We start from the raw sequence: 25,725 nt of genomic DNA, 5'->3' as shown, positions 1-25,725 counted from the left end.
ACCGCATGTAGGTGTTGCATATGCACAACACAAGAGGTCGACCCGCGACATTCTGACCACGGTTTCGAGCGGAACCCACGGAGCGACTCAATCCCATGCCCCAGCTTACAGCCATCACACGGTTTCCCGTCAAAGGACTTGGCCCCGAGCAGTTACCGCACGTCGAACTGACGGCCAATGCCACCCTGCCGCATGACCGGGCCTGGGCGATCGAGAATGGCCCCTCGCCCTTTGATGACAGGGCGCCAGGGCATGTGAAGAAGAAACATTTCCTGATGCTGGCCGGACAAGCGGAACTGGCGCGTCTCGACTGCCGATACGCAGAAGACGGGCGCACGGTCACGGCCAGCCTCGATGGCGGGGCGCCGATTGATGTCCAGCTGGACAATGCGGCCTCACACCCGCCCCTGTTCGACCGGCTTCGCACCCTGCTCGGCGACGGGGTGCGCGGCCCGCTGCGTCTGGTCCATGCGCCGGGACAGGCCATGACCGACATTGCCATGCCGCAGATTTCCCTGATCAATGCCGCTTCGGTCCGCGACCTTGCCGACAAGATGGGCCAACCGCTCGATCCCATCCGGTTTCGCGGCAATCTGCTGATCGACGGGCTGGCAGCCTGGGAAGAGTTCGGGCTGGTCGGGCAGAATATCCGCATCGGCGGGGTCGAGCTTCGCGTCGAGTCGCGCATCCGGCGCTGCGCCGCGACCAGCGTCAATCCGGACACCGGGGAGCGTAATACAGATGTGCCCGCAGCGCTGTTCGAGCACTACGGGCACATGGATTGTGGTCTCTACCTGACCGTCCTTGAGGACGGGGTGATCGCGCTGGGCGACCCGGTCAGCCTGGCCTAGGCGGCCTGGGTTTCGGGACCGTCGCCGCCAGACTTGTCGTCACTATTGCTGCTGTTGGCGTCGCTGTCGGCGGCGTCGGACGCCGTCTTCAGCGCAGCCTCGGCGGCGCGGGCCGCTTCCATTTCCGCCTTGGTGCGGCGGGGACGGCGGGTGCGACGCGGGGCCTCTTCAGCCGGCGCAGACGTTTCGGCGGCCGGGGTCGACGCAGAATTGTCGCCTTCCGGGGTCACCACACCGAGCGGATCCGCGTCCGGCTCGCGATTGCCGTCGCGATCCTGCGACCGGTCCTGGTCGCGACCGTTCGAGCGATTTCGATTATTGCGACCGCGACGCGGCTCACGGCCATCGCCCTGGTCGTTGCGATCATTGCGCTCACGCCGCTCGCGCGGCTGACGATCCTGACGATCCTGACGATCCTGGTTATTGCCCTGGTTATTGCCCTGATGGCCACCGAACTGCTGACCGTCATCCTCGTCATCGAGGCTGTCATTACCGTTATTGTCGTCATCCTGGTTGGGATCACGCTTGGGCTGGTTGAGCTGGACAATGCGCAGATAGTGTTCGGCGTGCTGGAAAAGGTTTTCCGCCCGCACCCGGTCACCGGCCAGAGACGCATCACGCGCCAGCTGCATGTATTTGTCATAGATCTGGGACGCATTGCCGCGGATCTTTACTTCCGGGCCATTGCTCTCATAGCTCCGGTTTGCGGAATTGCCGGGCTTACGTCCTCGACCACGTTGACGCTTCATATCGCGTTATCCTGTTCAACAGCGATGCTAATCTGACTTCGGGCTTGGCGGTGCATTCGCAGGTGCAAGCCTGTGCGCCGATACCATGGGGATCCAACTGTTTGACCGGATAATGGCAAGTGGGTCATCCGGCCGCGCGAGACCCCCGTACTGGCGCGATCCACCTGCCTTGGTCCGGACCCTAGCCCGCAAGACCAGTCATTCCAAGCCCTTTTAGCCGTCGGTCTGGTTGGCTGCGCCAACCCGCCGGCCAAGGACAACGCGATCATTGCCGGCCAGATCCGGCAGGACCCGAATGTCGACCAGCCCGGCCTCGCGTGCGAGCGCGCTCACCGTCACACCCTGGTCATGGCCGATTTCCAGTGCAAACAGACCATTTGACACCAGAAGACGAGGCAGGTCGGCAATGATTTCACGGTAAGCATCCAGCCCGTCCACCCCGCCATCCAGCGCCAGTGCCGGCTCGTGGTCGCGCACTTCCGGCTCGAGTCCGGCCAGGATATCGGAGACGATATAGGGCGGGTTGGAGACCAGAATATCGACAGATCCGTCGGCCAGCCCGGCGCCCCAGCGTCCCTGCATAAACTCGGCCCGATTCGCCAGGCCGCAGCGGTCCGCATTGGCTGTCGCGATGGCCAGAGCCGGTGCCGACAGGTCAACACCGAGCCCGCTCCAGCCCGGTCGTTCACTCAGCAAGGCGAGCAGGATGGCACCGGAGCCGGTCCCAAGGTCGACCAGCCGAGCCGATGCCTCTCCCGCTTCGGCCAGAACGGCCTCAACCAGGGCTTCGGTATCCGCTCGAGGCGTCAGAACATCGGAGGAAACAGCAAGATCGAGGGTCCAGAATGGCTGGCTTCCCAGCACTTGCGACAACGGTACACGCGCCAGCCGGCGCCAGGCGAGGGCAGCCAGCTCGTCCGCCGCCTGCCAGGAAAACAGCGCCGGGTCGGCCAGCGCATCGGCGAGACGGACCGGCGCCAGCACGTGATTGATCAGGAAACGGCTCTCGTCTGGGCCTTCTTCGATCCCCGCCGCGATCAGCCGGGTCGCCAGATCTGCCCGGATTTCCGCCAGGCCCAGGCCCTGCCAGGCCTCGAGCAGCGGTTTGTGGCTCGCGGCATCAAACACCGACTTCGCGGTGTCCACCAACGTGTCGAAGGGTTCGCCCGACATGGTGTCTATGCGTCGTCTTCGAGGGCCGCCAAACGAGCTGCCTGGTCTTCTGCGATCAACGCGGCAACCACCTCGTCCAGCCCGTCACCGGCGACAATGTCGTCGAGCTTGTAGAGGGTCAGGTTGATGCGGTGATCGGACACCCGGCCCTGAGGGTAATTATAGGTGCGGATACGCTCGGAGCGGTCGCCCGAGCCGATCTGCCCCTTGCGCTCGGCGGCGCGCTCGGCATTGGCCGCCTCGCGCTGCATGTCATAGAGCTTGGCCTTGAGGATTTCCTGCGCCCGCGCCCGGTTCTGGTGCTGGGATTTTTCCTGGCAGACCACGACAAGCCCGGTCGGGATATGGGTCATGCGCACGGCACTGTCGGTCTTGTTGACGTGCTGGCCGCCGGCGCCAGAGGCGCGCATCGTGTCGACCCGGACATCGCCCATGTCGAGCTCGATATCGATGTCTTCCGGCTGCGGCATGATCGCCACCGTCGCGGCAGACGTATGGATGCGGCCCTGGCTTTCGGTCGCCGGAACCCGCTGGACCCTGTGCACGCCGCTTTCGAATTTCAGCCGCCCGAACACTCCATTGCCGGAGATCGCGGCGACCACTTCCTTATAACCGCCATGCTCACCTTCCGAAGCCGAAACCAGTTCCCAGCTCCAGCCCTGCAGCTGGGCGTAACGCTGGTACATGCCATAGAGATTGCCAGCGAAAATGGCGGCCTCGTCGCCGCCTGTGCCGGCCCGGATCTCGATCATGGCATTGGCGCTGTCGTCCTTGTCTTTCGGCAACAGCATCAAGCTCATCGCGTGCTCGAGTTCGGGAAGACGCTCCTTCAGCGCGTAGAATTCCTCCCGCGCCATCTCGGCCATTTCCGCGTCATCGCCCTCCATCATCTCGGCGAGCTCGGCCAGCTCGGCGCGGGCCGACTTCAGCGCATTGGCCTTTTCGGCCACGGGCTTGAGCTCGGCATGCTCCTTGGAGAGCTTGACGATTTCATCGGCATCACCGGCGGCGCCCAGGCGGGCTTCCACCTGGTCGAACCGGTCGATGACTTGGGCGAGTCTGGCTTCAGGTGCGTGCATGCTGCTCCGTTAGCACCTCATGCAAGCGATGAAAATCCTGTGCCGCTGTCGGACCCCGGGACAAGGCCCGGGGCAGACAGGCCTCAGGTCAGCACCGCCATAACATTGCGCACCGCCATGATGACCAGCACGATCGAGCCGAGGCAGAAGACCAGGAAACGCATCGGGATGAAGTTCCACAGGCACTGGATCAGTGAGTGGACCACCCGGATCAACACATAGGCCCAGGCCAGCATGATGTTGAATTCGTCCGACACGCCGCCGCCGAGCGCCGAATACACGACCAGGGCATAGAAGATCACCGGTTGTTCGTGCAGGTGATTGTAATTGTCCGCGATGCGCCGCACCTCGATGGGCAAGCGGTCCATGGCGGACTTGTCTTTCACCGTCGCCGGATCAATCCCGGCCTTGCGCATCGCAGGAATGCGGGTGGCATACATCCACACCCACATGATCAGGGTCCAGCACACCAGCGCCAAAATCGGCGTCATCATTGATTGAAACATCTCGCAGCCCTCCCCGGCCATTTTCCGGCACGGTAAGCCGAGTTGGGGGCGATTGGCGAGAGGGGCTCATGGAGAAATCGCCAGCCCCATTTCCGCCGCGATCCCTGCCAAATCCCGCCTTGCACTGGGTCTAGCCTCTTGCAGGACCGGGCGAGACCGCGTTTTATGGGATTTAATTCGAACATGCCGGATTCAACGATGGAATTTCACCGCACCAAGCGCCTGCCGCCTTATGTTTTCGAAGAAGTCAATCGCCTGAAGGCCAAATTGCGGGCAGATGGCGCGGACATCATCGATTTCGGCATGGGCAATCCGGACCTGCCGACACCGCCGCACATCCTCGCAAAGCTGCGCGAGGCGACCGAAAATCCACGCACCAACGGCTATTCCGCCTCTCGCGGCATTCCCGGACTGCGCAAGGCCCAGGCGCGCTATTACAAGCGCCGCTTCGATGTCGATCTTGACCCGGACAGCGAAGTCATCGTCACGCTGGGCTCCAAGGAAGGCTTCGCCAACCTGGCCCAGGCGATCACGGCTCCGGGCGATGTGATCCTGGCGCCCTCGCCCTCCTACCCGATCCATACATTCGGCTTTCTCATTGCCGGTGGCACGATACGGCATGTCCACGCGCCGTCGCCGGAAGACTATCTGCGCGGACTCGAGCATGCAGCGAGGCATACGGTCCCGAGTCCGATCGCCGTCGTGGTTTGTTTTCCCTCCAACCCCACGGCACAAACCGCCTCGCTGGAATTTTACCGGGAGGTCGTGAAATTCGCGACCAGGCACGACCTCCTCATCCTGTCCGATCTCGCCTATTCGGAGATCTATTTCGGTGACCAGCCGACCCCGTCCATGTTGCAGGTCGAGGGCGCCAAGGAACGCACGATCGAGTTCACCTCGATGTCGAAGACCTATTCCATGGCCGGCTTCCGGGTCGGCTTCGCCGCCGGTTCACCGCGCCTTGTCGGTGCCCTGGCCCGGGTGAAATCCTACCTCGACTATGGCGCCTACACACCGGTCCAGGTCGCGGCCTGCGCGGCGCTGGATGGCCCGCAGGACTGCGTCGACGAGACCCGCGCCATCTACAAGCATCGCCGCGATGTTCTGGTGGAGAGTTTCGGCCGCGCGGGTTGGACCATCCCCTCGCCCGAAGCCTCGATGTTCGCCTGGGCGCCGCTGCCGCGTGGCTGCGAGGAAATGGGCTCGCTGGAGTTTTCCAAGCAATTGATGGAAGAGGCCGGCGTCGCCGTCGCGCCGGGGATCGGCTTTGGCGAGCATGGCGAAGGCTTTGTCCGCCTGGCCCTGGTCGAGAACGAGCAGCGCATCCGCCAGGCCGCCCGCGGTGTCGGCGAATTCCTCAAGTCCAGACAACCGGCAATCCGGGCGGTCTGACCGCCCGGATCACCAGTTCTGGCTGACCCGGTTGAGGGAGGATGCCGGGCCGGCAGTCCGATCTGACGTCTAGAAGTAGTGGTGGACCGAGCCGGTCGAATGACCCCAGGAGCCACCGGCCTTCGCCCGTCCGCGACGACGGCGCATGCGGTTCTGCATCACCTTGCGGACATCCTCGAGCGGCGGCATTTCGGTCGCCTCCGGGGTTTTGAGATCCTCACGATGCGCGACGAAGTCGGCATAGGCTTCGAGTTCCGGGGCCAGGCCACCGGCAACCAGCTCGATCATGATCGCGTCATCGACATAGCCGATGCCCGGCGTGGCGTCAGGGATCAGGTCTTCCGGGTCGGAGAAATAGGCCAGCGCGTTGAGCACACGCTCGCGGTCTTCGCCTTCCAGCTTCCAGTCGGCATCATCGAGCATGCCGATCAGCGGGCCGAGCTGGCCCAGACGCGACCGCACGAATTCCGGCGGATTGGATGCCAGCGCCTTGCTGATCATGTCCGCCACGCCAGCCGTGATGCGGCTTTCGTCCAGATCGGCACGATCTTCGCGCGCCTTGTCGAGACGATCCCGGAAGAAGGCGAGATCGGATTCAGACAGTTCGAACTCAACCTTGAGGGTCGGGGTGGACGGGTTGGTCATGGTAGCAGGGCACCTTTCTGAGGCCGTTGATTGATGGTGACCTTGTCGCACTTCGCCCGACAATGGAACAGCGGGAACACAAAGCGTGCCGTCCCGGGGGATGCGGGACCGCCCGGTCCGCATTTGCCGCCCGGGTTTCCACCTCTCACCCTTCCTTAACCGTAAAATCAGTCTTCGCTGCACATCCCGAATTGCGGTGGCTATCCTGCGGCCATGAACATCGCTTTCAATACAGCCGTCACCGGCATGATGGCCGCCCAGTCCCACGCCGGCGACGCGGCCCGCGAAGTGGTCAACAATGCTGCCAAGGGTCAGGACATCATCCAGGCTTCTGTGGCGTTGAAAAAGGCGGAAGCCGCCCACTCCGCCTCCGCCATGACAGCCCGTATTGCCAGCGAGATGACGGATACGTTGCTGGACATCACCGTCTAGCCAGACTTCCGGTCGGTGGGTGGCCGGTGGGCGTCATCCCCCTGCGCCAGGCCCGCGATGGCCGACCGTCCAGGCCGGGGGGATGACGAGCCCGCACCTGCGCCCCGAAACCAGCCTCGCAATTTTGCGCGAACATGCCTAAATCACCGGCATGACCCATTCCGTATCCGTCGACATCGTCTCCGACCTCGTCTGCCCCTGGTGCTGGCTGGGAAAGCGCCATTGGGACCAGGCCCGCAAGCTGACCGCCGATATCAAGGTGGAGACCGTCTGGCGGCCCTACCAGCTCGACCCGACGCTGGCCCGCGAAGGGCGCCCCTACAAGGATTACATGCGCGAAAAATTCTCCGGCGCCGAAGCTTCGGGCCGGTGGAAGGCCATGCGCGACCATCTCGAACAGGCCGGACCGGCTGCCGGGATCGATTTCCGCTTTGACGACATTGCCATGCGCCCGAACACGCTGGACGCTCACCGTTTGATGCGCTGGGCCGGCGGACAGGGGCGTACCGCCGAAATGGCAGAGGCCCTCTTCTCGGCCTTTTTCGCGCAGGGCCGGGATATCGGCGACCGCGACACGCTCGCCGCACTGGCCGGTGATGCCGGGCTCGACAGCGCCGTAACCGCTGACCTGCTGGCCACCGACAAGGACGAGAAAGCCGTCTGGGAAGAAGAGCTGTTCTACCGCAAGCTCGGCGTTTCCGGCGTGCCCACCTATATTTTCAACGGGCGCTTCGCTGTTTCAGGCGCCCAGGAACCGGCTGTTCTGGCCGATGCCATTCGTCAGGCTGTCAAGGAGCCGGCGGAAACCGAATAAGCCTGCACAAGCGGGCGGGTCAAAGGGGAGAGACCATCATGACCGGACTTGACGCATTCGCACTCTATACCGGCCTAAACGGGCTCTTGTTGATCGCCCTGTCCTTCAATGTGGTCCGCCACCGCCAGCGTTCCAAGGTCGGGATCGGCATCGGCACGGATGCAGACCTTGAACGGGCCTGCCGGGTGCAGGGCAATGCGGTGGAGTACATCCCCATGGCCCTCATCATTCTGGGCGGTCTGGCACTCACCAATGCACCGACCCTTTTGATCCATGGGCTCGGCATCGCCCTGACCCTGGGGCGCGGCCTGCATGCCTGGGGACTGTCCAGCTCTGCCGGCACCTCGATGGGACGTGTGGTCGGGACACTGCTCAGCTGGATCAGCATTGTCGCCGGTTCGGGCTTCCTGATCTGGACGGCGGTCAGTTGAGCCATTGCCCGGCGGGGCCTCGCGGGGCTATAGCGCTCACATGACAAAGACGTTCAAAGCACCCGATCCCGCCAACCTGCAAGAGATTGCAGCCGATCTTGTCGCCCGCGCCCTGAAAGCCGGCGCCGACAGCGCCGAGGCTTCGGTCGCCGAGTCGCGCGAAACCGAGCTTTCGGTGCGTGATGGCAAGCTGGAGGATATCGGCCGTTCGGAAAGCCTGGATGCAGGCCTTCGCGTCTTTGTCGGCAAGCGGCAGGCCGGCGTCGCATTCTCGGACCTGTCCGAACACGGCAGGGACTTCACCATCGGCCGCGCCGTGACCATGGCCAAGGCGGCACCGGAAGACCCTTACTCGGCGCTGGCCGACCCGGCCCGCCTGTGCAAGGCACCGCCGGAAATCGCCCAGTTCGAGGATGGCGAGTGGACACCGGAAGAGCTGGAAGAGACCGCGCTGGCCATCGAAGCCGCGGCCCGCGCCGTTGACGGCGTGACCAAGACCGACGCCTCCTTCGCCTCTTCAGGACAGGGCGCCGCCGCCTATGCTACCTCGACCGGGTTCAATGCCGGCTGGAGAAAGAGCGTGTTCGGCTATGGCGCCAGCGTCATTGCCGGCGAGGATGGCGCCATGGAGCGGGACTATGCCGCCACCAGTGCCCGCCGCCGCGCCGACCTGCGCGACCGGGTCGAGATCGGCCGCGAGGCCGGCGAACGCGCCGCGCGCCGGGTCGGTCCGAAGAAACTCCAATCCGGCGTCATGCCGGTCGTGTTCGACCGCCGCGTCTCCACGACTTTCATCGGCTCGCTGGCCGGCGCCGCATCGGGTCCGGCCGTCGCTCGCGGCGTCTCCTTCCTGCGCGACAAGCTGGGCGAACAGGTGTTCGCGCCGGGCGTCACCGTGATCGACGACCCGCACCGCCCCTGGGGCCATGCCTCGGCGCCCTTCGACGGCGAAGGCACGGTCAACCAGCGCAGCGCCATCATCGAGGATGGACGCCTGACGACCTGGTTCCTCAACTCCGCCGCCGCGCGCCAGCTCGACATGGCCCCGACCGGCCATGCCCGCCGGTCGATGGGTGGATCGCCCGGCGCCGGTCCGACCAATTTCCACATGGAAGCCGGCACCACCAGCCGCGACGACCTGATCGGCGGCATCACCGAAGGTGTGCTGATCATGGAGATGTTCGGCCCCTCCCTCAATTCCAACACCGGCGACTGGTCGGTGGGGGTCTCCGGCTATCGCATCAGCAATGGCCAGATCGACCACCCGGTCAGCGAGATCACCGTGGCCGGCAATCTGATCGACATCTATGCCCGCCTCATCCCGGGCAGCGACCTGGAATTTCGAGGTTCTGTTAACGCCCCCAGCGTATTTGTGGACGCCATGTCCATCGGTGGCCTCTAGCGCCACCCAGGACAACCAAATCAAGGAGCCCGGCATGAGTGAAACGAAGATCAACAACCAGCTGCTGCACCTCGTCATCGGTGGCGAGCTGGCCTGCGTCGACCCGCAAAACTGCGAATTCAAGGATCTCGACGAAGTCGATTTCGTCGGTGCCTTCGGCACCTATGCCGAGGCGCGCGCCGCCTGGAAGGGCGCCGCCCAGCGCACGGTCGACAATGCCCATATGCGCTATTTCGTCATTCACGCCCACAAGCTTCTCGATCCTGCGACCGAGAAGAAGGACGGCTAGGGTCCGATCCGCGGCGTGACCGACCCGGCCCAACCCGGCGCTTCCAAGCCAGCCCCCACCGCGACGCTTGCCCGGCGCCTGTGGCGCGATTGGCTGTGGCGTCGCCGCGGCATGGTCGTGCTGGCCCTGGTGCTGTCCGCCATCACGGCGGCAGCGGCGGCATCCTATGCCGGGGTCATTGCCTGGACCTTCGACAAGCTCAATTCCGGCGCGGCGGACTTTTTCCCGCTGGCACCGCTGGCGGTCGTCGGGCTGGCGGCCATCCGGGGCGTCAGCCTCTACCTGCAAACGGTCCAGACCAACCGGTTGGCGCTGAACGTGATGCAGGACCTGCAGAACGCCATGTTCGCCAAGCTGATGCAGGCTGACTTCGCCCGGCTGCAGGCCGAAGGCACCGGTTCGCTGGTGTCGCGCTTCACCAATGACATCACCCTGCTGCGCGAAACCATCGTTCGCCTGTCCAACAATCTCATGCGCGATGTGCTGACGGTGATCATCACCATCGGCGTCATGCTGAGCCTGGACTGGATGCTGTCGCTGCTGATCCTGGTGGTCTACCCGATCGCGGCCTGGCCGGTGATCCGGATCGGCCAGCGCCTGCGCAAGACCTCCTCCCAGGCCCAGGCCCAGATGGGTGAAGTGACCGGGCAGCTGGAGGAAAGCTTTTCCGGCGCCCGCATGATCAAGACCTACGGGCTTGAGGATCATGAAACCGAGCGGGCTCGCAAATCCTTCTTCGAGCGCCTGCGCTTCCTGCTGAAAATCACCGAGAACAAGGCCCGGGTCGATCCGATCCTGGAAGTCGTCGGCGGTCTGGCCTTCGCCGGTCTGGTCGCCTTTGCAGGCTGGCGCATGCTGGAAGGCGAGACCTCGCTGGGCAATATCATTGGCGTCCTGACCGGGATCGCGGTGATCTCACCGGCGATCCGGGCGCTGGGCACGCTGAACGCCGTGGTCCAGGAGGGCTTTGCCGTTCTCGAGCGTGTCTTCACCGTGCTCGATACCGAAGAATCCGTCACAACGGCGCTGGACGCCCCCGCTCTTGATGTGACCGCCGGTGCTGTCGAGCTGGACGGTGTGGGCTTTGCCTATCCGGACGGCTCTGTGGCCCTGAACAAAATCTCCCTGAAAGCGGATCCCGGCCAGACCGTCGCCCTGGTCGGTCCGTCGGGATCGGGCAAATCGACCATCCTCAACCTGTTGCCACGGCTCTATGATCATCAATCCGGCCGGATCACGATTGACGGCACTGCCACGAGTGCCGTGTCCCTCGCCTCGCTGCGCCGCTCGATGGCGCTGGTCAGCCAGGATGTGACCCTGTTTGACGACACGGTGCGGGCCAATATCGGCTTTGGGGATCTCGATGCCGGCGACGACGCCATCATCGCCGCCGCCAAGGCGGCCGACGCACATGACTTCATCATGGCCCTGCCGGACGGATATGACAGCCCGGTCGGCCCGCGTGGCGGCAATCTGTCCGGCGGACAGCGTCAGCGCCTGTCGATCGCGCGGGCGATCCTGAAAAACGCGCCCATCCTGCTGCTGGATGAAGCGACCAGCGCTCTCGACACCGAGTCGGAACAGCGGGTTCAGACCGCGCTCGAACACCTGTCCCAAGGACGCACCTGCCTGGTCATCGCGCACCGGCTCTCGACCGTGCGTCGGGCCGACTGGATCTATGTGATGGAAGACGGCCGCATCGCCGAACAGGGCCGCCATGACGACCTCATCGCGTGTGACGGCCTTTACGCCCGCCTGTGCCGGATGCAGTTCGAGGCCTGACCTGTGCCTTGGCAATGCCGGGACCGCTCAGGCCTCGCGAGCCTGGACGATCTCGCTGCGGCGACCGGCCGCCGGCAGTTTCACCGTGAATTTCGACCCGGCCCCCGGCGCGCTTTCGACAGTGATGTCACCGCCCATCAACTCGGCCAGCTTCTTGGCGATGGCCAGGCCCAGCCCGGTACCGCCATTCTTGCGCTGCATGACGGCTTCGCCCTGGCTGAACGGCATGAAGATGCGCGACATCAGATCACCATCCATGCCGATCCCGGTATCGCCGACCTCAAAGGTGACATCATGGGCGCGATCGGCGGTCTGCGTCATCAGGCAACGCACACGCACCTCGCCGCGATCGGAGAACTTGACCGCATTGGACAGGAGGTTGGACAGGATCTGGCGGACGCGGGCCGGGTCGCCGACCACCTCCCGTTCGGCGACGGGATCGATTTCCAGGTGCAGGTTGAGGCCCTTCTCCATCGCCTTCATGCGATAGGGACCGGCAACCGTGCGCACCAGTTCGGCCGGGTTGAATGTGTCCTGCTCGACCTCGAAACGGCCGGACTCAATATTGGCCAGATCGAGGATGTCGTTGAGGATGGTCAACAGCGCCTGGCCTGACCCCTCGATCAGATTGACCATTTCGCGCTGCGACGGCTCCAGATCCGTGGTTGCCAGCAGGGCCGACATGCCCAGCACACCATTCATCGGTGTTCGGACCTCGTGGCTCATCGTGGCCAGGAAGCGGGATTTTGCGCGGCTGGCCTCGGTGGCCTGCTGGCGAGCTTCGACCAGATCGTGGATGTCGGTCATCGCACCGACCATTCGGACCGGATCACCATCCGGCGTCCGCACCGCTTCGCCGCGCATCCGGAACCAGCGGTGCAGCCCGCCGACGACCTTCAGCCGGACCGTCAGGTCGAAGGGACGACCGGCCCGGTAATGGGATTGCTGCGCGGACTGGAAGCGGGGCCGGTCATCGGCATGGATCAGATTGGTGAAGGTTTCGGTCGCCGCGGTGAGCTCACGGGGCTGGTATCCCAGCAATTCGCGACCTCGCGCCGAGATGAATATCTGATCGGTCTCGAGGCAGAAATCGACGATGCCGTCGGATGTGCCCTTCATCGCCAACGCGGCACGATCACCGGATTCGGCGGCCAGGATCTCGCCCGTCAGGCGACGGCGATAATGATTGAACACGGCCAGCATCTCGTCGGCGACATCGGCCGGGCGTTTGAACATGGCAACCACAATGCCGACCGACTGGGCGCCATTATAGAGCGGCATGCCGACATAGGCCCGCATGCCCATTTCCTCGAGCATGAAATCGCGCGGAAAGCGCATTGAAACATTGTCTTCGAAGATATCAGCGCCCGCATCCATGACGTCGGAACAGGGCGTCCCCTTCAGGTCGTAGCAGTAATTGCCAACCATGGCATTGCCGCAGGCAACCTTGAGCGTACGCATGCGCGAATGGGTGGCGTCGATGCGCGCGATGAAAAGACGGTCGGCGGCGAAGACCTCGGCGGTCTGCTTGACGAAGGCCTCAAGGAAAGCCGGACCACATTCGCGTGACAGCAGGAAATTGAGGCGGTTCAACCGCTCCTGCGTGCTATCCGATCGTATGGCCAGATCCGGCATCAGCCCCTCTCCCCTCCGCCTCCCTCAGAAAGGGACGCTGAACGTGGTTAACGAGGGTTAATGTGACTCAATCCTGTGGAAAGAGTCGTCATATCTGATGAATTCACTGGTTATAAAAAATGGCCTCGGCCTATTCGCGGCGCAGCAGCCTTTCCGTCAGGAAGTTGCCCCACCAACTCGACATGAAGCCTGACTGGACCGCATCACGGTCATAAACCGTTTCGACCCATTCCCAGAAATCAATCGGGGTGGTTTCGTTATAGGCGCGATAGCACTCAAAGAAATAATCCAGCACGCCGGTCTTGCCGGCCTTCACGTGCAGGTATTTCAGCGACAGGTGCTTGATGGCCTCGTCATAGGGCAGTTTCAGCTTGGTCAGGGCATAGAGCACCGAGATGATACCGGCCCGGTCGGCGCCCGACTTGCAATGGATCAGGGCGGGATATTCGATGCTCTCGAAAATCTTCACCGCCCGCTGCATGCGGTCGACATACGGCGCTTCGCGTGAACCGAAGGGCATGTCGATCATGGTCAGGCCGTGCTTCTCGCAGGCCTCTTTTTCGAGATCGTAATAGCAGACGCCCGGCTGCGTGCCGCGAATGTTCAGGATGGTCTTGAACCCGTCCGCCGCCAATTGCTCCAACCGCTCCGGTGAGGGCTGGTTGGCCCGCCACATGCCGCCACCGACCTCGTGCATGTTGTGGAATTTCTGGCGCAGGATACCGTGATCCTTCCACAGATAATCCTGCCAGGCGCGCTCGCGGTCAGTCGGGTCGTTCAGGTCATAGGGCATGCTGGGCCTTTCGTCTGGCAGCGCATTTAGGCCGGTCTCGGCCCGGACGCAACCGCGCGCCATGCTTGACCTTTTGCCTCACCGGGGTGAGCAAGGGAGCATCATGTCGAAACGCCTGCTCTCCCGGCCCTGGGCCCAGGAAGTCCTAGCCTTCTTCGTCCTGCTCTATCTGGAGCTGGTCCGCCACTCCATTCGCTGGGAACATCGCAATACTGATTATGTCCAATCGGTGTGGGATGAGCGCAAGCCGGTCCTCGGCTGTGTCTGGCACGGCCGCATTCTGATGGCCCTGCATGGCTGGGCCAGGCAGAAGGACCGCATGGTCGCCCTGGCTTCCCGCTCACGCGAGGGCGAGATCGGGTCACGGCTGGCGCGCTGGTACAAGGTCGGTGTGGTGCGCGGTTCCTCGCGCAATCCCGACAAGCCCGGCGCGGCCAAGGGCGGCGAGGCGGCCTACCGCGCCATGGTCAATCATCTCAATGCCGGCGGTTGCGGTGCGGTGACACCGGACGGACCGCGCGGCCCCCGCATGCGGGCCGGTTTCGGTGCCGTCCGCATGGCCCGCGATACCGGCGTGCCGATCCTGCCCTTCACCTGGTCGACCCACCGCAAGACCATCCTGCGCAAGGCCTGGGACCATCATTGCCTGCCACACTTCTTCACCCGTGGCGTCATCATCTGGGGTGAGCCGATCCATGTCGCCAGGGATGCCAGCCCCGCCGACCTCGAAGCGGCCCGCCTGAATCTCGAAACCCAGCTCAACGACCTCAGCCGCGAAGCCGACGAAGCCGTTGCCGGCGACACCATCGAGCCTGACGCCAAACGCCGCCCGGGTACGGGGCGCGCGCCCGGCAAGGCGGGAGCGACCGCGTGAGCCTGCCGGCCTCGCTCGCCCTCTATCGCGTCCTGACCGGGCTCGCCTCCCCGATCCTGCCGCTTGTCCTGGCGCGCCGCGCCCGCGCCGGCAAGGAAGACCCTGACCGTCGCCATGAACGTCTTGGCCGGCCCGAAATCCAGCGGCCCGAGGGCCGGCTGATCTGGCTGCATGGCGCCAGCGTCGGCGAAAGTCTCGTACTGGCAACGCTGATCGACCAGCTGGCAGCCCGCGATCCGGAGCTGGAATTCCTGGTCACCACCGGCACCGTCACCTCGGCAGACCTGATGGCCAAACGCCTGCCGCCGCAAGCCAAGCACCAATACGTGCCTGTCGATACTCCGGGCGCGGTCCGCCGCTTCCTTGATCACTGGCGCCCGGATATCGGCGTCTTTGCCGAGTCGGAACTCTGGCCCAACCTGCTGATCGAGGCCCGCAATCGCGACATTCCGATGGCCCTGGTCAATGCGCGCATGAACACTGCCTCGCTGACCCGCTGGCGCAAACGCGGCGACGCTGTCCGCCGACTGCTGGAAGCCTTTGCCTGGATCGGGGCAGCCGACATCCGCACCCGCGACGGACTGGAAGACCTGACCGGTCGCGAGATCGTGCTGGCCGGCAATCTGAAGCTGGAGGCACGCCCCCCCGCCCCCGACGCCCGCGAGCTGTCCTCCCTGAAGATTGCACTCGCCGGACGGCCGGTCTGGCTTGCGGCCTCAACGCATGACGGCGAGGAAGGCACAGTGCTGGCCGCCCATGCCCTGTTGCACAAGACCCATCCCGGCGCGCTGCTGATACTGGCGCCGCGACATCCCGAACGCGGCAAGGAGCTCGCGGCGATGGCCCGGCAGCGCGGCTTCAAAGTGGCCCGCCGGTCAGCCGGTGAAGTGCCGGATGGCGCCGACACGGTCTGGCTCGCTGATACGCTGGGTGAGATGTCACTCTGGTTCGCGCTGTCCCCTGCAGCGCTGATTGCCGGCAGCCTGAAGGCCAATATTGGCGGCCACAATCCGATCGAGGCCAGCCTGGCCGGGGCCTGTGTGATCACCGGTCCGCATGTCGACAGTTTTGACGATATCTATGGCGCCTATCGCCGCCACTCGGCCATGATCGAAGTGAGCGATTCTCAATCCCTGTCTGCCGCCGTCGAGCAGGTCTGGCAGGCCAAGGCACCCGGGCGCGCCGCGGCAGAGCGGGCTATCAGCGAAGCATCGGGCGGTGCGCTGGACACTACGCTTTCGGCCCTCTCCGTCCTGCTGGATCTGGCCGAGGGCCCGGAGCGCGAGGCATGAAGGAACCGGCTTTCTGGCGCACCGATGGCGGCCGCGGATCGGGCGCCCTCGCCCGGGCCCTGCTGGCGCCGTTGGGGTGGATTCATGCCTGGGCCGTCGCCCGCCGCATCCGCAAGGCGACGCCCGTCCGTATCGGCCCCAAGGTCGTGTGCGTGGGCAATCTCACGGTCGGCGGCACCGGCAAGACCCCGGTCACCCAGACCCTGATGCAACGCCTCGCAGAGATGGATCTGACGGCCGCATCGCTGTCGCGTGGCTATGGCGGCCGCGAAGCCGGCCCCCTGCGCATCGACCCCGCCACACATGATGCTTCCACCGTCGGCGATGAGCCGCTGCTGCTCGCCCGTACCGGACAGGCCTGGATCGCCCGCGACCGCGCAGCCGGTGGTCGCGCCATCGAGGCGGCAGGCGGTGTTGATCTGGTGCTGATGGATGATGGTCATCAAAACCCGGACCTGGCCAAGGATTGCTCGATCGTCGTCGTCGACGGGCTGACCGGCTGGGGTCCGGGCACGATTGTCCCCGCAGGCCCGCTGCGCGAGCCGGTCGCGACCGGCCTTGCCCGCGCCGATGCGGTGATCGTGATGATGCCCGATGCCGCCACCGAGCCGGACTGGACCGGGCTCGGCCTGAGCGATCTTTCCATCCCGGTCTTCCACGCCTGGCTGGAACCGCTGGCGCCGCCACCGGCTGGCAAGCTGGTCGCCTTTGCCGGGATCGGCCGGCCGGAAAAGTTCTTCGATGCTCTGAGGGCTGCCGGGGGCGATATCGGCGAGGTTGCGGTCTATGGCGACCATCACGCCTTCAACGCAGGTGATTTGCGCCATCTCGACGCGCTGGCCGCTGCCCATGACGCGCAATTGATCACGACCGAGAAAGACTGGGTCCGCCTGCCCGTCGATATCCAGGCCCGTGTCACCGCCTGGCCGGTCCGCGCCGTGTTCGCCAATCCGGGCGCGCTGGACGGCCTGTTGCGCGACGTCATGGATGCCGACATGGACGCGGGCGGCGAGGCTGGTTAAATCCGGACCATGATAGATGCCACCCGCAATGCCTCAGCCCTGACCCGGATCAGCTGGCGATTTGAAGCCGCCGCCTGGGATGCCTATGCCGGCTGGTACAAGATCAAGGGCATCGACAAGGCCTCCGACGCGGCCGGCGCATTGCTGCGCAAGCTCGGCCCGCTGATGCCGGTGCACAAGGTCGCCCGCATCAACATGCAACGCTGCTTCCCCGAAGCCGCCGCACCCGAGATCGAACGTCTGCTGGGCGGCATGTGGGAAAATTTCGGGCGCCTGGCCGGCGAGATGCCGCATCTGGGCGTCTTTTCCGGGCCTGAGTTCAATGAGCGGGTCGAATTCATCGGCCGCGAGAAGTTCGAGGCCCTGCGCGATGCCGGCAAGCCGGCCGTGATCATCTCGATGCACCATTCCAACTGGGAGATCGGTGCCGCCGCGATCAGCCAGACCGGCCTGCCCTGCCACATCACCTATCGTCCGGCCAACAACCCGCTGATCGACCGCCGCATCACCGACATGCGGGTCGGCTATGGCGTCAAGACTCTGACCGCCAAGGGCGGCGATGGCGCCAAGGCGCTCATGCAGGCCCTGAAGGCCGGTGAGGCCGTGGCCCTGATGAACGACCAGAAGATGAATGATGGCATCGAAGCGCCCTTCTTCGGCCTGCCCTCGATGACCGCGCCCGGCCCGACACGCCTCGCCATGCGCCATGGCTGCCCGCTCTTGCCACTATCGATCCGACGCATGGGCGGCGCCCGCTTCCGCGTCGAGGTCCATGACCCGATCGAGATTTCCACCAATCCCGACAAGACCGCCGCCATCGTCGAGACGGTGACGCGGATCAATGACTGGGTGGAAAGCGAAATCCGCCAGGCGCCGGAACAATGGTTCTGGGTTCACCGGCGCTGGGCGAAATCGGTGTACAAGGGCTGAGCGAGGCTCTGAGGCTTTTCGGATCTTGTCGCAATATAGCCGCGGACGGCTGACCAGCTTTGGCTAGTCAAAAAAAGGGGCTTGAGCCCAATTATCCAATGAGAATTGGAAGTTTGCTTATGTTAGATTTCTATTCGAGGTTCCTGAACCGCTTCGGCTTTTCTATTGCGTTGTACCTGACGGTCGCGCTGGGCGCCATTTTCCTTAGACGATTTTTGGGAATCCCAACCAGCGCTGTGCCTTGGGTTATCGGTGGAGCATTCATTGTTCTCGTGTTGTACCAGTTGATCGTCGTGGCTGCCCGATCTGGCCGTAAATAAACGGGAACACGGAATAGATGGTGACCCACACGCCACCACTGCTCCTCGACGTCCGCGCGCAATCGGCGCAAACTCGTCCACAAACCACTTGCCGAGAGATCGCCGTATCCGCTTCTTCAGGTCAAGGGCGGCGCAGCCGCCGCTTCGCGGTTTCACCCTTGAGCTGAAGAAGCGGATACGGCCTGCTGGCTGACAAGCGGTTTATGGCTGATTGCGCGCGCGGCGCTCAGGTCACTTCAAGCCCCGACTGAGAGCCTAGCGCAACTCGCTCAGATCCAGATCCAGCAGGCTTTGCGGATCGACATAGAACTGGTTGCGCAGCTTAACCCGCCAGTCGAGATGCGAGCCGGTCGCCCGGCCGCCCGCACCCATGGCGCCGATCAGCTGGCCCTGCTCGACCATATCGCCTTCTGAGACTTCGACACCGGACAGGTGCAGGAAGGCCGAGACCAGGCCATGGCCGTGATCGATGAAGATCAGGCCGCCCTCGTAATACATGTCCGGCTCGGCCAGCGTCACCAGACCGCCTGCGGGCGCATAAATCGGCGTGCCGACCTCATTGGCCCAGTCCAGACCCCAGTGCGGGCTGCCTTCATGGCCATTATTGTAAACCCGGGCGGAGCCATAGACGCCGGTCGTGATGCCTTCGGCGGGATGGATGAACCCGCCCAGGAAACCCTGCCCGTCCCAGACCGAGTTGAAAGCGGCCTGCTTTTGCGCGTATTCGCGCTGGCGCCGCGGCAGCGTGGATGCATCCGGTGTCACGGTCGCCTGGGGCACGCCATTGACCTGCTGGAGATTGTATTCGCGCTGGGTGATGTCCCAGACTTCGCTGCCCCCGATACCAAGGAGGTTATCGTGGTCGATCGCCGAAACGTCGATAGTGAGGGTCAAACTTGCCGGCGCTCTGCGCGGTATCCCCAGCAGGGCTAACCCATCGCGATCTGCCACCGCAGAAACCTCGCCGAGCCTTAGTTCCGTGCGCGGAGGGTAGAAGCAGACCAACAATGCGCCTTCTTCGCGGCGCCCGGTACACCCGACATTGTCAGCACTTGCAAAAGGGCCGACATGGGTTATTTCCACGTCCCGCGCCTCAGGCGAGGCTTGGGCGATCAGGTCACCGATCGGATCGGCAGCGTCATCGACCAGGGCCGTCGTGGATTGCAGGGCAAGGGCGACGGCGAGGCTGATCATTTTCCCGGCTCCGAATTCAGTTCGATCCAGCGTTGCTTGGCGACCAGAACATCCTTGTAGGCTTCCTGCTCATCGACATTCCAATAGCGCAGCTGATCAAGCTGGATCGGGTCATTGGTGACGGCACAACGCACGAAAGCGCCCGCCTTCAATATGATGAAGTCGCTATCACCATATTCAAGAATGGCTTCGCCCTGGAATTCTTTGTCGAAACTGAAATCACTCATGGGTCTTCTCTAGCAGTGTTTGCCGGCCAGCGGGAGGGTGGCGTGTGTCAGAAAAGCCGGCCCTGGCCGGCCGCCTCGGGCTTGCTGCGGGGTTTGGGTTTCGGCTTGGTCTTCTTCGGCAGATCGGGTGTCTCGGGAGGCCGTTTGCGCGAGCCACGCTCGCCCTCGATCCGCGCCGCGCGTTCGCCATCGGCGAAGACCAGGTCGATACCCGCCCCCTCCATCAGCGAGCCTCCGGACCGCACCAGCTTGCCGGCCCGGTCCCGGACCAGCACGAAGCCGCGTTTGAGAACCGACTGGTGCGACAGGGCCTCCAGCCGCGCTGACCAATTGTCCAGATCGCGCTGACGGTCCCGGCGCAGGCGCTCTGCAGCCGGACCCAGGCGCGCTGCGCGCTCGTCCAGCAAGGTGCGCTTCTGGCGCAGGTCACGTGATAGCGCCGCCGGCTTCAGCCCTGCGGCGAGCACCAACAGGCGACCGCGCTTCTCGGCGGCGTGATTGAGCAAGGCCGGGTCGAGCTTGTCGGCGATCATGTCGAAACGCTGCCGCTTGAGCTCCATCAGCGCCGCCGGACGCGGCAGGGCCCGCGCCGCCGAGCGCAACTCGGTACGGCGCCGCTCGATATGACGAGACAGGCCGGCCACGAGGCGACCGCCCAGCTGGTCCAGCGAGGCCTTTAGCTCGGCCCTTACCGGCACCGCCATTTCCGCCGCACCGGTCGGGGTCGGCGCGCGGCGGTCCGAGGCGAAATCGATCAGCGTGGTGTCGGTCTCGTGACCAACCGCCGAGATCAGCGGGATGGTGCTGTCGGCGGCGGCGCGGACGACCACCTCCTCGTTGAAAGCCCACAAATCCTCGATCGAGCCACCGCCGCGGGCGACGATCAGCACGTCGGGTCGCGGCACTTTGCCGCCGGCGGGCAGGGCGTTGAAACCGCGAATGGCCTCGGCGATCTGGGCGGCGGCGCTGTCACCTTGCACCAGCACCGGCCACAACAGGACATGGCAGGGAAAGCGGTCCTGCAGGCGATGCAGGATGTCCCGGATCACCGCCCCGGTCGGCGAGGTCACGACGCCGATGGTCCGCGGCAGGAAGGGCAGCGCCTGCTTGCGGCTGGTCTCGAACAGGCCTTCGGCGGCGAGTGTCCGCTTGCGCTCTTCCAGCAACGCCATCAGCGCGCCGGCACCCGCCGGCTCCATGCTCTCGACGATAAGCTGGTATTGCGAGCGGCCCGGATAGGTCGAGAGCCGCCCCTCTATGACCACTTCCAGCCCTTCTTCGGGACGGAAGCGGAAGCGCTGGGCTGTCCCTTTCCAGGCGATCGAGGCGATCACCGCCTTGTCGTCCTTGATGTCGAAATAGACATGGCCGGACTTGGCCACCACGACCCGGCCCAGCTCGCCGCGCAGGCGGACATGACCGAAGGCGTCCTCGACGGTTCGCTTGAGCGAGCCGGCAAGCTCGGAAACGGTGAATTCGTGGATGTTTCCTGCGGGCGTGTTCATGGCAACTCTGGTAAAATGGTTTCAACGCCACCGCAACGGCCCGACGGACTCGCGAATGCCGGGCGATTGCGTTAGGCAAGGCCTTGGATTGGCGCAATTGGCTGCATAGAGGGTCACATGAAGGTTCTGGTTGTCGGATCTGGCGGGCGCGAACATGCCCTGGTGTGGAAAATCGCCCAAAGCCCGTTGGTCTCCACAATCCTGGCGGCTCCCGGCAGCGCCGCCATCAGCGAGCTGGCGACCTGTCACACAATCCCCGTGTCCGACCTCGACGGCCTGGTTGATCTGGCGCGCGCAGAGGCGGTTGATCTGGTCATTGTCGGACCGGAAGTGCCATTGTGCGACGGGCTGGCGGATCGCTTGCGCCAGGTCGGAATCGCCACATTCGGACCGTCCAAGCTGGCAGCCCGGTTGGAGGCTTCCAAGGCCTTCGCCAAGGATTTTTACGCCCGTCACAATGTGCCGTCCGCCCGCTATGGCACGTTTTCGAATGCCGGCGAGGCGAAAGCCTTTCTCGACCAGTTCCAGCCGCCCTATGTGCTCAAGGCTGACGGTCTCGCCGCCGGCAAGGGTGTGGTCATCGTGTCAGACCGGGCCGAGGCTGAGGCCGAGATCGACGCCTTCCTCTCGGGCAAGTTCGGCGATGCTTCGAGGACCCTGGTGATCGAGGAATTCATGGACGGGGAGGAAGTCTCGATCTTCGCCCTGTGCGACGGCGAGGATGTACTCTATTGCGGCGCGGCCCAGGACCACAAACGCGTCGGCGAAGGCGATACCGGCCCCAATACCGGCGGCATGGGTGCCTATTCCCCGGCCCCGATCGCCAAGCCCGAGCTGATCGAAACCGCGATGAAGACCATCATCGAACCGGTCGCCCGCGGCCTTGCCGCCGAAGGATCGCCTTTCCAGGGTGTGCTGTTTGCCGGGCTGATGGTGAATGCAGACGGCCCCCGCGTTGTCGAGTTCAATATCCGTTTCGGGGACCCGGAATGCCAGGTCCTGATGATGCGGATCGAGGATGACCTCCTTCCCTATCTTGAAGCGACTGCGACCGGTCATCTCGCCGACATGCCGCCGCTCAGCTGGACGGCGGAACCGGCGATCACGGTCGTCATGGCCGCCAATGGCTATCCGGACAGCTATGAGAAGGGCAGCCTGATCGAGGGCGTCGATGCCGCCAACCTGATGGAAGGCGTGGTCGTGTTCGAGGCCGGCACGGGTCGCAATGCGGCCGGACAGCACACCGCCACCGGTGGCCGCGTCCTCAATGTCACGGCCAGTGGCGAGACGCTGCACTATGCCGTCGATCGCGCCTATGCCGCTGTCGACCAGATCAACTGGCCCGGCGGCTTCTGCCGCCGAGACATCGCCTGGCGGGCCCTGAAGACCCACTAGTGCCAACCGCGCGCGTCGTTTGACATCCCGGCACCCGGCGTCTTCTACTCCGCCAACACTTGTTTGCGGGGAGGCAGACCGGATGCTGAAAACAGCCATGAGCGCGATCGCCCTGATCGCCACCACGACATTTGCGCCGAGCGCCCTGGCCCAGGATGCGGAGGACGCGCTGACCGTCATCCATGCCGGCTGGCTGCTCGCCGTGCCCGGCGAAGACCCGTTGATGGAACAATCCATCCTGATCCGCGGCGAGCGGGTTGAAGGGATTGAATCGGGTTATGTCACGCCGGACGGGGCCACCATCATCGACCTGAGCGATGATTATGTGATGCCCGGCTTCATCGACAGCCATGTCCACCTGCAGTCTGAACTCGGCCCGGGCCGGCGCTTCAACACCTTCACCATGTCCCCTTCGGACCTCGCCTTTGATGGCGCCGTCAATGCCGGCACCACGCTTCGGGCCGGCTTCACCACTGTTCAGGATGTCGGCGGCAGTTTCGAAGCCTCGCTGGCGCTGCGCGATGCGATCAATGATGGCGACATCCCCGGCCCGCGCATGCGCATTGCCGGATCAGCCGTCACGCCGACCGGCGGCCATGCCGACGTCAACGGCTTCTCGCTCGACGTGCTGCACACATTCGCCAGCGAAACCGCCTGTAATGGCGAGGCCCAGTGCCGCGAGGCTGTCCGCACCCTGATCCGCGGCGGCGCCGATGTGATCAAGATCACCGCAACCGGCGGCGTCCTGTCCGACACGGCAGCCGGTGTCGAGCAACAATTCTTCGATGACGAACTCAGCGCCATTGTCGAAGCCGCCCACATGATGGGCCGCCGCGTCACCGCGCACGCACACGGCGTGACCGGCATCAACTCTTTCCTGGAAGCGGGTGGCGACTCGATCGAGCACGGCACTTATCTTGATCGCGAGAGCATCCGCCTGATGCGCCGCAATGGCGCCTATCTGGTCCCGACCGTGCTGGCCGGCGTCACCGTCGCCGAAATGGCTGAGACAGTTGATTTCATGACCGACAACCAGCGCGCCAAGTCGCGCGAAGTCGGGCCACTGATGCTGGAAATGGCCCGCCGCGCGCATGAGGGCGGCGTGATGATTGCTTTCGGAACCGATAGCGGCGTCTCCCGGCACGGCGTCAACGCCCGTGAGTTCGAACTGCTGGTCGAAGCCGGGCTGACGCCGATGGAAGCCATCGTTACGGCTACCATCAACGCCTCGCGTCATGTCCAGATGGACGGCGATATCGGTACGATCGAAGCGGGCAAGCTGGCCGACATCATCGCGGTCGACGGCAATCCGCTTGAGAACATCTCCGAGCTGCGCGACATGGATTTCGTGATGAAGGGCGGCGAGGTCTATCTGAACCCATGAGTGATATCGACGACAGCTTCTCCGGCACCAAGCCGGTAGCCGACGCTCTCGCCTTCGATGAAGGCGTGCTGGCCGAATGGATGACCGCCCATGTCGCAGACTTCCAGGGGCCCTTGACGGTGGAACAGTTCAAGGGCGGGCAGTCCAACCCGACCTACAAGCTGGTGACGCCGGGCAAGGCCTATGTCCTGCGGCGCAAGCCCCCGGGCAAGCTGTTGCCATCCGCCCACGCCGTTGATCGCGAATTCCGGGTCATGAAGGCGCTTGGCGGCGCCGGTTTCCCGGCTCCGGTCATGCACGGGCTATGCATGGAACGCGAGGTGATCGGGACGGAGTTCTACATCATGGACTTCGTCGAGGGCCGGATCTTCTGGGATCCGCTCCTGCCCGATCTCGACAAGACCGAGCGCGGCGCCATCTATGACGCGTCCAATGCCACGCTGGCCCATCTGCACGGCATCGATTTTGAAGCCGCAGGCCTGGGCGATTACGGCAAGCCGGGTAATTATTTCGAGCGCCAGATCGGCCGCTGGACCAAGCAATACCGCGCCGCCGAGACCACCACTGTCCCGGCGATGGACCGCCTCATCGAGTGGCTGCCGACCGCCGCACCGGATCAGGAGCGCACCAGCGTCGTGCATGGCGATTACCGGCTCGACAACATGGTCTTCCATCCGACCGAACCGCGCGTCATCGCGGTGCTGGACTGGGAACTCTCGACGCTGGGCGATCCGCTGGCTGATTTCACCTATCAGCTGATGGGCTGGGTGATGCCGCCGGAAATCCGCAACGGGCTGCTTGGCGTCGACATTGCGTCTCTGGGCATTCCCGACATCGAGCAATACACGCAGGCCTACTGCGAGCGCACCAATCGCTCAGGCATCCCGGCGCTGGATTTCTACTTCGCCTACAACATCTTCCGCCTGACCTCGATCATCCAAGGCGTCTATGCGCGCTCCCTGCAGGGCAATGCCTCGAACTCACGCGCCGCCGAAATGGGTGCCGCCGTTGAACCGATGGCCGAAGCCGCCTGGGGGTTCGCGAAACAGGCGGGGGCGTGAGGGCCGGCGAGATGAGAATCGAACGGGGCGCCTGATACATGTCCTGCCCCTTTCGTGACTGCCCAAATAAAAGCAGACGACCAAGGAAAACAACTGCACCCCACTGGCGCGAGAAGCTGAGCTCAGTCGCTCCGTTTGCGGCGACGCTTCTCTTCCGCGATAGCTGCGAGCACAATCATCGTGACCATGAATCCGAAGAACAGGGTCAGCGGCCAGAGATTGATTTCAATTTCGCCGATCATGAAGCCTCCTCCAGGTGCCCGAGATAAAACGCACAAACCCAGCTCGCGACCAGAAATCCGGCACCGAGCAACAGGCTGGCCGGGCTGATAATACCACGCTCCGCAAATAGCGACAGGCCCAGAAGTCCCAAGCCGATCGCGCGACTCGACTGCTCCCAGCTTCGCCACAGCGCCTTGTTCGACGTCGGTCCGCGTGGACGCCACGCTGCCAGTTTGCTGGCAACCCAACGCATGCCTGTCCACAGCACTCTGATTTGCTTCAGCATGAGCCTACCCTACAAGTTCCGGTTATGTTCTGCAATATCC

Annotated in this window: 26 protein-coding genes; 15 read left to right on the top strand and 11 right to left on the bottom strand. The window is 64.2% G+C overall.

Annotation, left to right across the window (positions count from 1 at the left end):
• The first annotated feature begins 95 nt into the window (after nucleotides 1–95).
• Nucleotides 96–851 carry an MOSC domain-containing protein gene (locus MMAR10_RS03370; protein ID WP_011642589.1) on the top strand — a complete coding sequence of 252 codons (756 nt, stop codon included), beginning with the start codon at nucleotides 96–98 and terminating at the stop codon, nucleotides 849–851.
• Here the strand turns inward: MMAR10_RS03370 and MMAR10_RS17135 are convergent.
• The 4 genes from MMAR10_RS17135 to MMAR10_RS03350 form a co-directional block, all read right to left on the bottom strand.
• Nucleotides 848–1,600: a DUF4167 domain-containing protein gene (locus tag MMAR10_RS17135; protein WP_011642588.1), complete on the bottom strand. Its 753-nt coding sequence runs from the start codon at nucleotides 1,598–1,600 to the stop codon at nucleotides 848–850. The two genes, MMAR10_RS03370 and MMAR10_RS17135, sit on opposite strands and share 4 nt — an antisense overlap.
• A 213-nt stretch (nucleotides 1,601–1,813) precedes the next feature.
• Nucleotides 1,814–2,773: a peptide chain release factor N(5)-glutamine methyltransferase gene (gene prmC / locus MMAR10_RS03360; RefSeq protein WP_011642587.1), complete on the bottom strand. Its 960-nt coding sequence runs from the start codon at nucleotides 2,771–2,773 to the stop codon at nucleotides 1,814–1,816.
• Nucleotides 2,774–2,778: 5 nt separating this feature from the next.
• Complete coding sequence (gene prfA / locus MMAR10_RS03355) at nucleotides 2,779–3,852, bottom strand: peptide chain release factor 1 (protein WP_011642586.1); 1,074 nt, start codon at nucleotides 3,850–3,852, stop codon at nucleotides 2,779–2,781.
• Between the two features lie 83 nt (nucleotides 3,853–3,935).
• Complete coding sequence (locus MMAR10_RS03350) at nucleotides 3,936–4,358, bottom strand: MAPEG family protein (protein WP_011642585.1); 423 nt, start codon at nucleotides 4,356–4,358, stop codon at nucleotides 3,936–3,938.
• A 198-nt stretch (nucleotides 4,359–4,556) separates the two neighbouring features.
• Between MMAR10_RS03350 and MMAR10_RS03345 the strand changes: the two genes are divergently transcribed.
• The gene (locus MMAR10_RS03345) at nucleotides 4,557–5,750 is read left to right on the top strand and encodes an LL-diaminopimelate aminotransferase (RefSeq protein WP_233353862.1); all 1,194 of its coding nucleotides are present in this window, start codon (nucleotides 4,557–4,559) and stop codon (nucleotides 5,748–5,750) included.
• A 69-nt stretch (nucleotides 5,751–5,819) separates the two neighbouring features.
• Here the strand turns inward: MMAR10_RS03345 and MMAR10_RS03340 are convergent, their stop codons facing one another.
• Nucleotides 5,820–6,395 (bottom strand): YkvA family protein, encoded by a 576-nt coding sequence (locus MMAR10_RS03340; protein ID WP_011642583.1) that lies wholly within the window; start codon nucleotides 6,393–6,395, stop codon nucleotides 5,820–5,822.
• A 213-nt stretch (nucleotides 6,396–6,608) separates the two neighbouring features.
• Between MMAR10_RS03340 and MMAR10_RS03335 the strand changes: the two genes are divergently transcribed.
• The 6 genes from MMAR10_RS03335 to MMAR10_RS03310 all read left to right on the top strand — a co-directional run bounded on the left by MMAR10_RS03335 (nucleotide 6,609) and on the right by MMAR10_RS03310 (nucleotide 11,545).
• Nucleotides 6,609–6,827 carry a hypothetical protein gene (locus MMAR10_RS03335; RefSeq protein WP_011642582.1) on the top strand — a complete coding sequence of 73 codons (219 nt, stop codon included), beginning with the start codon at nucleotides 6,609–6,611 and terminating at the stop codon, nucleotides 6,825–6,827.
• 151 nt (nucleotides 6,828–6,978) lie between these two features.
• Nucleotides 6,979–7,641 carry a DsbA family oxidoreductase gene (locus tag MMAR10_RS03330; RefSeq protein WP_011642581.1) on the top strand — a complete coding sequence of 221 codons (663 nt, stop codon included), beginning with the start codon at nucleotides 6,979–6,981 and terminating at the stop codon, nucleotides 7,639–7,641.
• Nucleotides 7,642–7,679: 38 nt separating this feature from the next.
• Nucleotides 7,680–8,072, top strand: coding sequence for an MAPEG family protein (locus MMAR10_RS03325; RefSeq protein WP_011642580.1), 393 nt, complete (start codon nucleotides 7,680–7,682; stop codon nucleotides 8,070–8,072).
• 40 nt (nucleotides 8,073–8,112) lie between these two features.
• Nucleotides 8,113–9,474, top strand: a complete 1,362-nt coding sequence (locus MMAR10_RS03320) for a TldD/PmbA family protein (RefSeq protein ID WP_011642579.1) — start codon at nucleotides 8,113–8,115, stop codon at nucleotides 9,472–9,474.
• A gap of 34 nt (nucleotides 9,475–9,508) precedes the next feature.
• A complete protein-coding gene (locus tag MMAR10_RS03315) occupies nucleotides 9,509–9,763 on the top strand; it encodes a DUF4170 domain-containing protein (RefSeq protein WP_011642578.1) in 255 nt (84 codons plus the stop codon).
• A gap of 15 nt (nucleotides 9,764–9,778) precedes the next feature.
• Nucleotides 9,779–11,545, top strand: a complete 1,767-nt coding sequence (locus MMAR10_RS03310; RefSeq protein ID WP_011642577.1) for an ABC transporter ATP-binding protein — start codon at nucleotides 9,779–9,781, stop codon at nucleotides 11,543–11,545.
• Nucleotides 11,546–11,572: 27 nt separating this feature from the next.
• On the opposite strand, the gene MMAR10_RS03305 is transcribed toward MMAR10_RS03310, so the two are convergent.
• Together MMAR10_RS03305 and MMAR10_RS03300 are read right to left on the bottom strand one after the other, a co-directional pair.
• Nucleotides 11,573–13,180 (bottom strand): sensor histidine kinase, encoded by a 1,608-nt coding sequence (locus MMAR10_RS03305; protein ID WP_011642576.1) that lies wholly within the window; start codon nucleotides 13,178–13,180, stop codon nucleotides 11,573–11,575.
• Nucleotides 13,181–13,310: 130 nt separating this feature from the next.
• The gene (locus tag MMAR10_RS03300; protein ID WP_041637230.1) at nucleotides 13,311–13,973 is read right to left on the bottom strand and encodes a fused DSP-PTPase phosphatase/NAD kinase-like protein; all 663 of its coding nucleotides are present in this window, start codon (nucleotides 13,971–13,973) and stop codon (nucleotides 13,311–13,313) included.
• A gap of 103 nt (nucleotides 13,974–14,076) precedes the next feature.
• Between MMAR10_RS03300 and MMAR10_RS03295 the strand changes: the two genes are divergently transcribed.
• The 4 genes from MMAR10_RS03295 to MMAR10_RS03280 are packed head-to-tail and all read left to right on the top strand — an operon-like array spanning nucleotide 14,077 to nucleotide 18,091.
• Nucleotides 14,077–14,847 carry a lysophospholipid acyltransferase family protein gene (locus MMAR10_RS03295; RefSeq protein ID WP_011642574.1) on the top strand — a complete coding sequence of 257 codons (771 nt, stop codon included), beginning with the start codon at nucleotides 14,077–14,079 and terminating at the stop codon, nucleotides 14,845–14,847.
• Nucleotides 14,844–16,139, top strand: a complete 1,296-nt coding sequence (locus tag MMAR10_RS03290; RefSeq protein ID WP_011642573.1) for a 3-deoxy-D-manno-octulosonic acid transferase — start codon at nucleotides 14,844–14,846, stop codon at nucleotides 16,137–16,139. Before MMAR10_RS03295 ends, MMAR10_RS03290 begins: the two co-directional genes overlap by 4 nt.
• Nucleotides 16,136–17,161 carry a tetraacyldisaccharide 4'-kinase gene (gene lpxK / locus MMAR10_RS03285; RefSeq protein ID WP_011642572.1) on the top strand — a complete coding sequence of 342 codons (1,026 nt, stop codon included), beginning with the start codon at nucleotides 16,136–16,138 and terminating at the stop codon, nucleotides 17,159–17,161. The genes MMAR10_RS03290 and lpxK overlap by 4 nt, the downstream gene beginning before the upstream one ends.
• A 9-nt stretch (nucleotides 17,162–17,170) precedes the next feature.
• Nucleotides 17,171–18,091, top strand: a complete 921-nt coding sequence (locus MMAR10_RS03280) for a lysophospholipid acyltransferase family protein (RefSeq protein WP_011642571.1) — start codon at nucleotides 17,171–17,173, stop codon at nucleotides 18,089–18,091.
• A gap of 575 nt (nucleotides 18,092–18,666) precedes the next feature.
• Here the strand turns inward: MMAR10_RS03280 and MMAR10_RS03270 are convergent.
• From MMAR10_RS03270 to xseA, 3 genes are read right to left on the bottom strand one after another with little or no spacing between them, the layout of a single operon-like run.
• Nucleotides 18,667–19,605, bottom strand: a complete 939-nt coding sequence (locus MMAR10_RS03270; protein ID WP_011642570.1) for a M23 family metallopeptidase — start codon at nucleotides 19,603–19,605, stop codon at nucleotides 18,667–18,669.
• Nucleotides 19,602–19,832: a DUF2093 domain-containing protein gene (locus MMAR10_RS03265; protein ID WP_011642569.1), complete on the bottom strand. Its 231-nt coding sequence runs from the start codon at nucleotides 19,830–19,832 to the stop codon at nucleotides 19,602–19,604. Before MMAR10_RS03265 ends, MMAR10_RS03270 begins: the two co-directional genes overlap by 4 nt.
• A gap of 47 nt (nucleotides 19,833–19,879) precedes the next feature.
• Entirely contained in the window at nucleotides 19,880–21,337 is a 1,458-nt protein-coding gene (xseA, locus tag MMAR10_RS03260; RefSeq protein WP_011642568.1) for an exodeoxyribonuclease VII large subunit, read from the bottom strand.
• A 117-nt stretch (nucleotides 21,338–21,454) separates the two neighbouring features.
• On the opposite strand from xseA, the gene purD reads away from it, so the two are divergent.
• From purD to MMAR10_RS03245, 3 genes are all read left to right on the top strand, one after another.
• On the top strand, nucleotides 21,455–22,732 hold the full coding sequence (purD, locus tag MMAR10_RS03255; RefSeq protein WP_011642567.1) for a phosphoribosylamine--glycine ligase: 1,278 nt from the start codon (nucleotides 21,455–21,457) through the stop codon (nucleotides 22,730–22,732).
• An 82-nt stretch (nucleotides 22,733–22,814) separates the two neighbouring features.
• Nucleotides 22,815–24,116: a metal-dependent hydrolase family protein gene (locus MMAR10_RS03250; RefSeq protein ID WP_011642566.1), complete on the top strand. Its 1,302-nt coding sequence runs from the start codon at nucleotides 22,815–22,817 to the stop codon at nucleotides 24,114–24,116.
• Nucleotides 24,113–25,177, top strand: coding sequence for a phosphotransferase (locus MMAR10_RS03245; protein ID WP_011642565.1), 1,065 nt, complete (start codon nucleotides 24,113–24,115; stop codon nucleotides 25,175–25,177). The genes MMAR10_RS03250 and MMAR10_RS03245 overlap by 4 nt, the downstream gene beginning before the upstream one ends.
• Nucleotides 25,178–25,415: 238 nt before the next feature.
• Here MMAR10_RS03245 and MMAR10_RS03240 read toward each other — a convergent pair whose 3' ends face one another.
• Nucleotides 25,416–25,685, bottom strand: coding sequence for a hypothetical protein (locus MMAR10_RS03240; RefSeq protein WP_041636735.1), 270 nt, complete (start codon nucleotides 25,683–25,685; stop codon nucleotides 25,416–25,418).
• Between the last annotated feature and the right edge of the window lie 40 nt (nucleotides 25,686–25,725).

Source organism: Maricaulis maris MCS10 (genome assembly GCF_000014745.1).
Lineage (GTDB): Bacteria > Pseudomonadota > Alphaproteobacteria > Caulobacterales > Maricaulaceae > Maricaulis > Maricaulis maris_A.
Note: the sequence above shows the minus strand (reverse complement) of the source record. Positions and strands in the feature narration are given on the sequence as shown.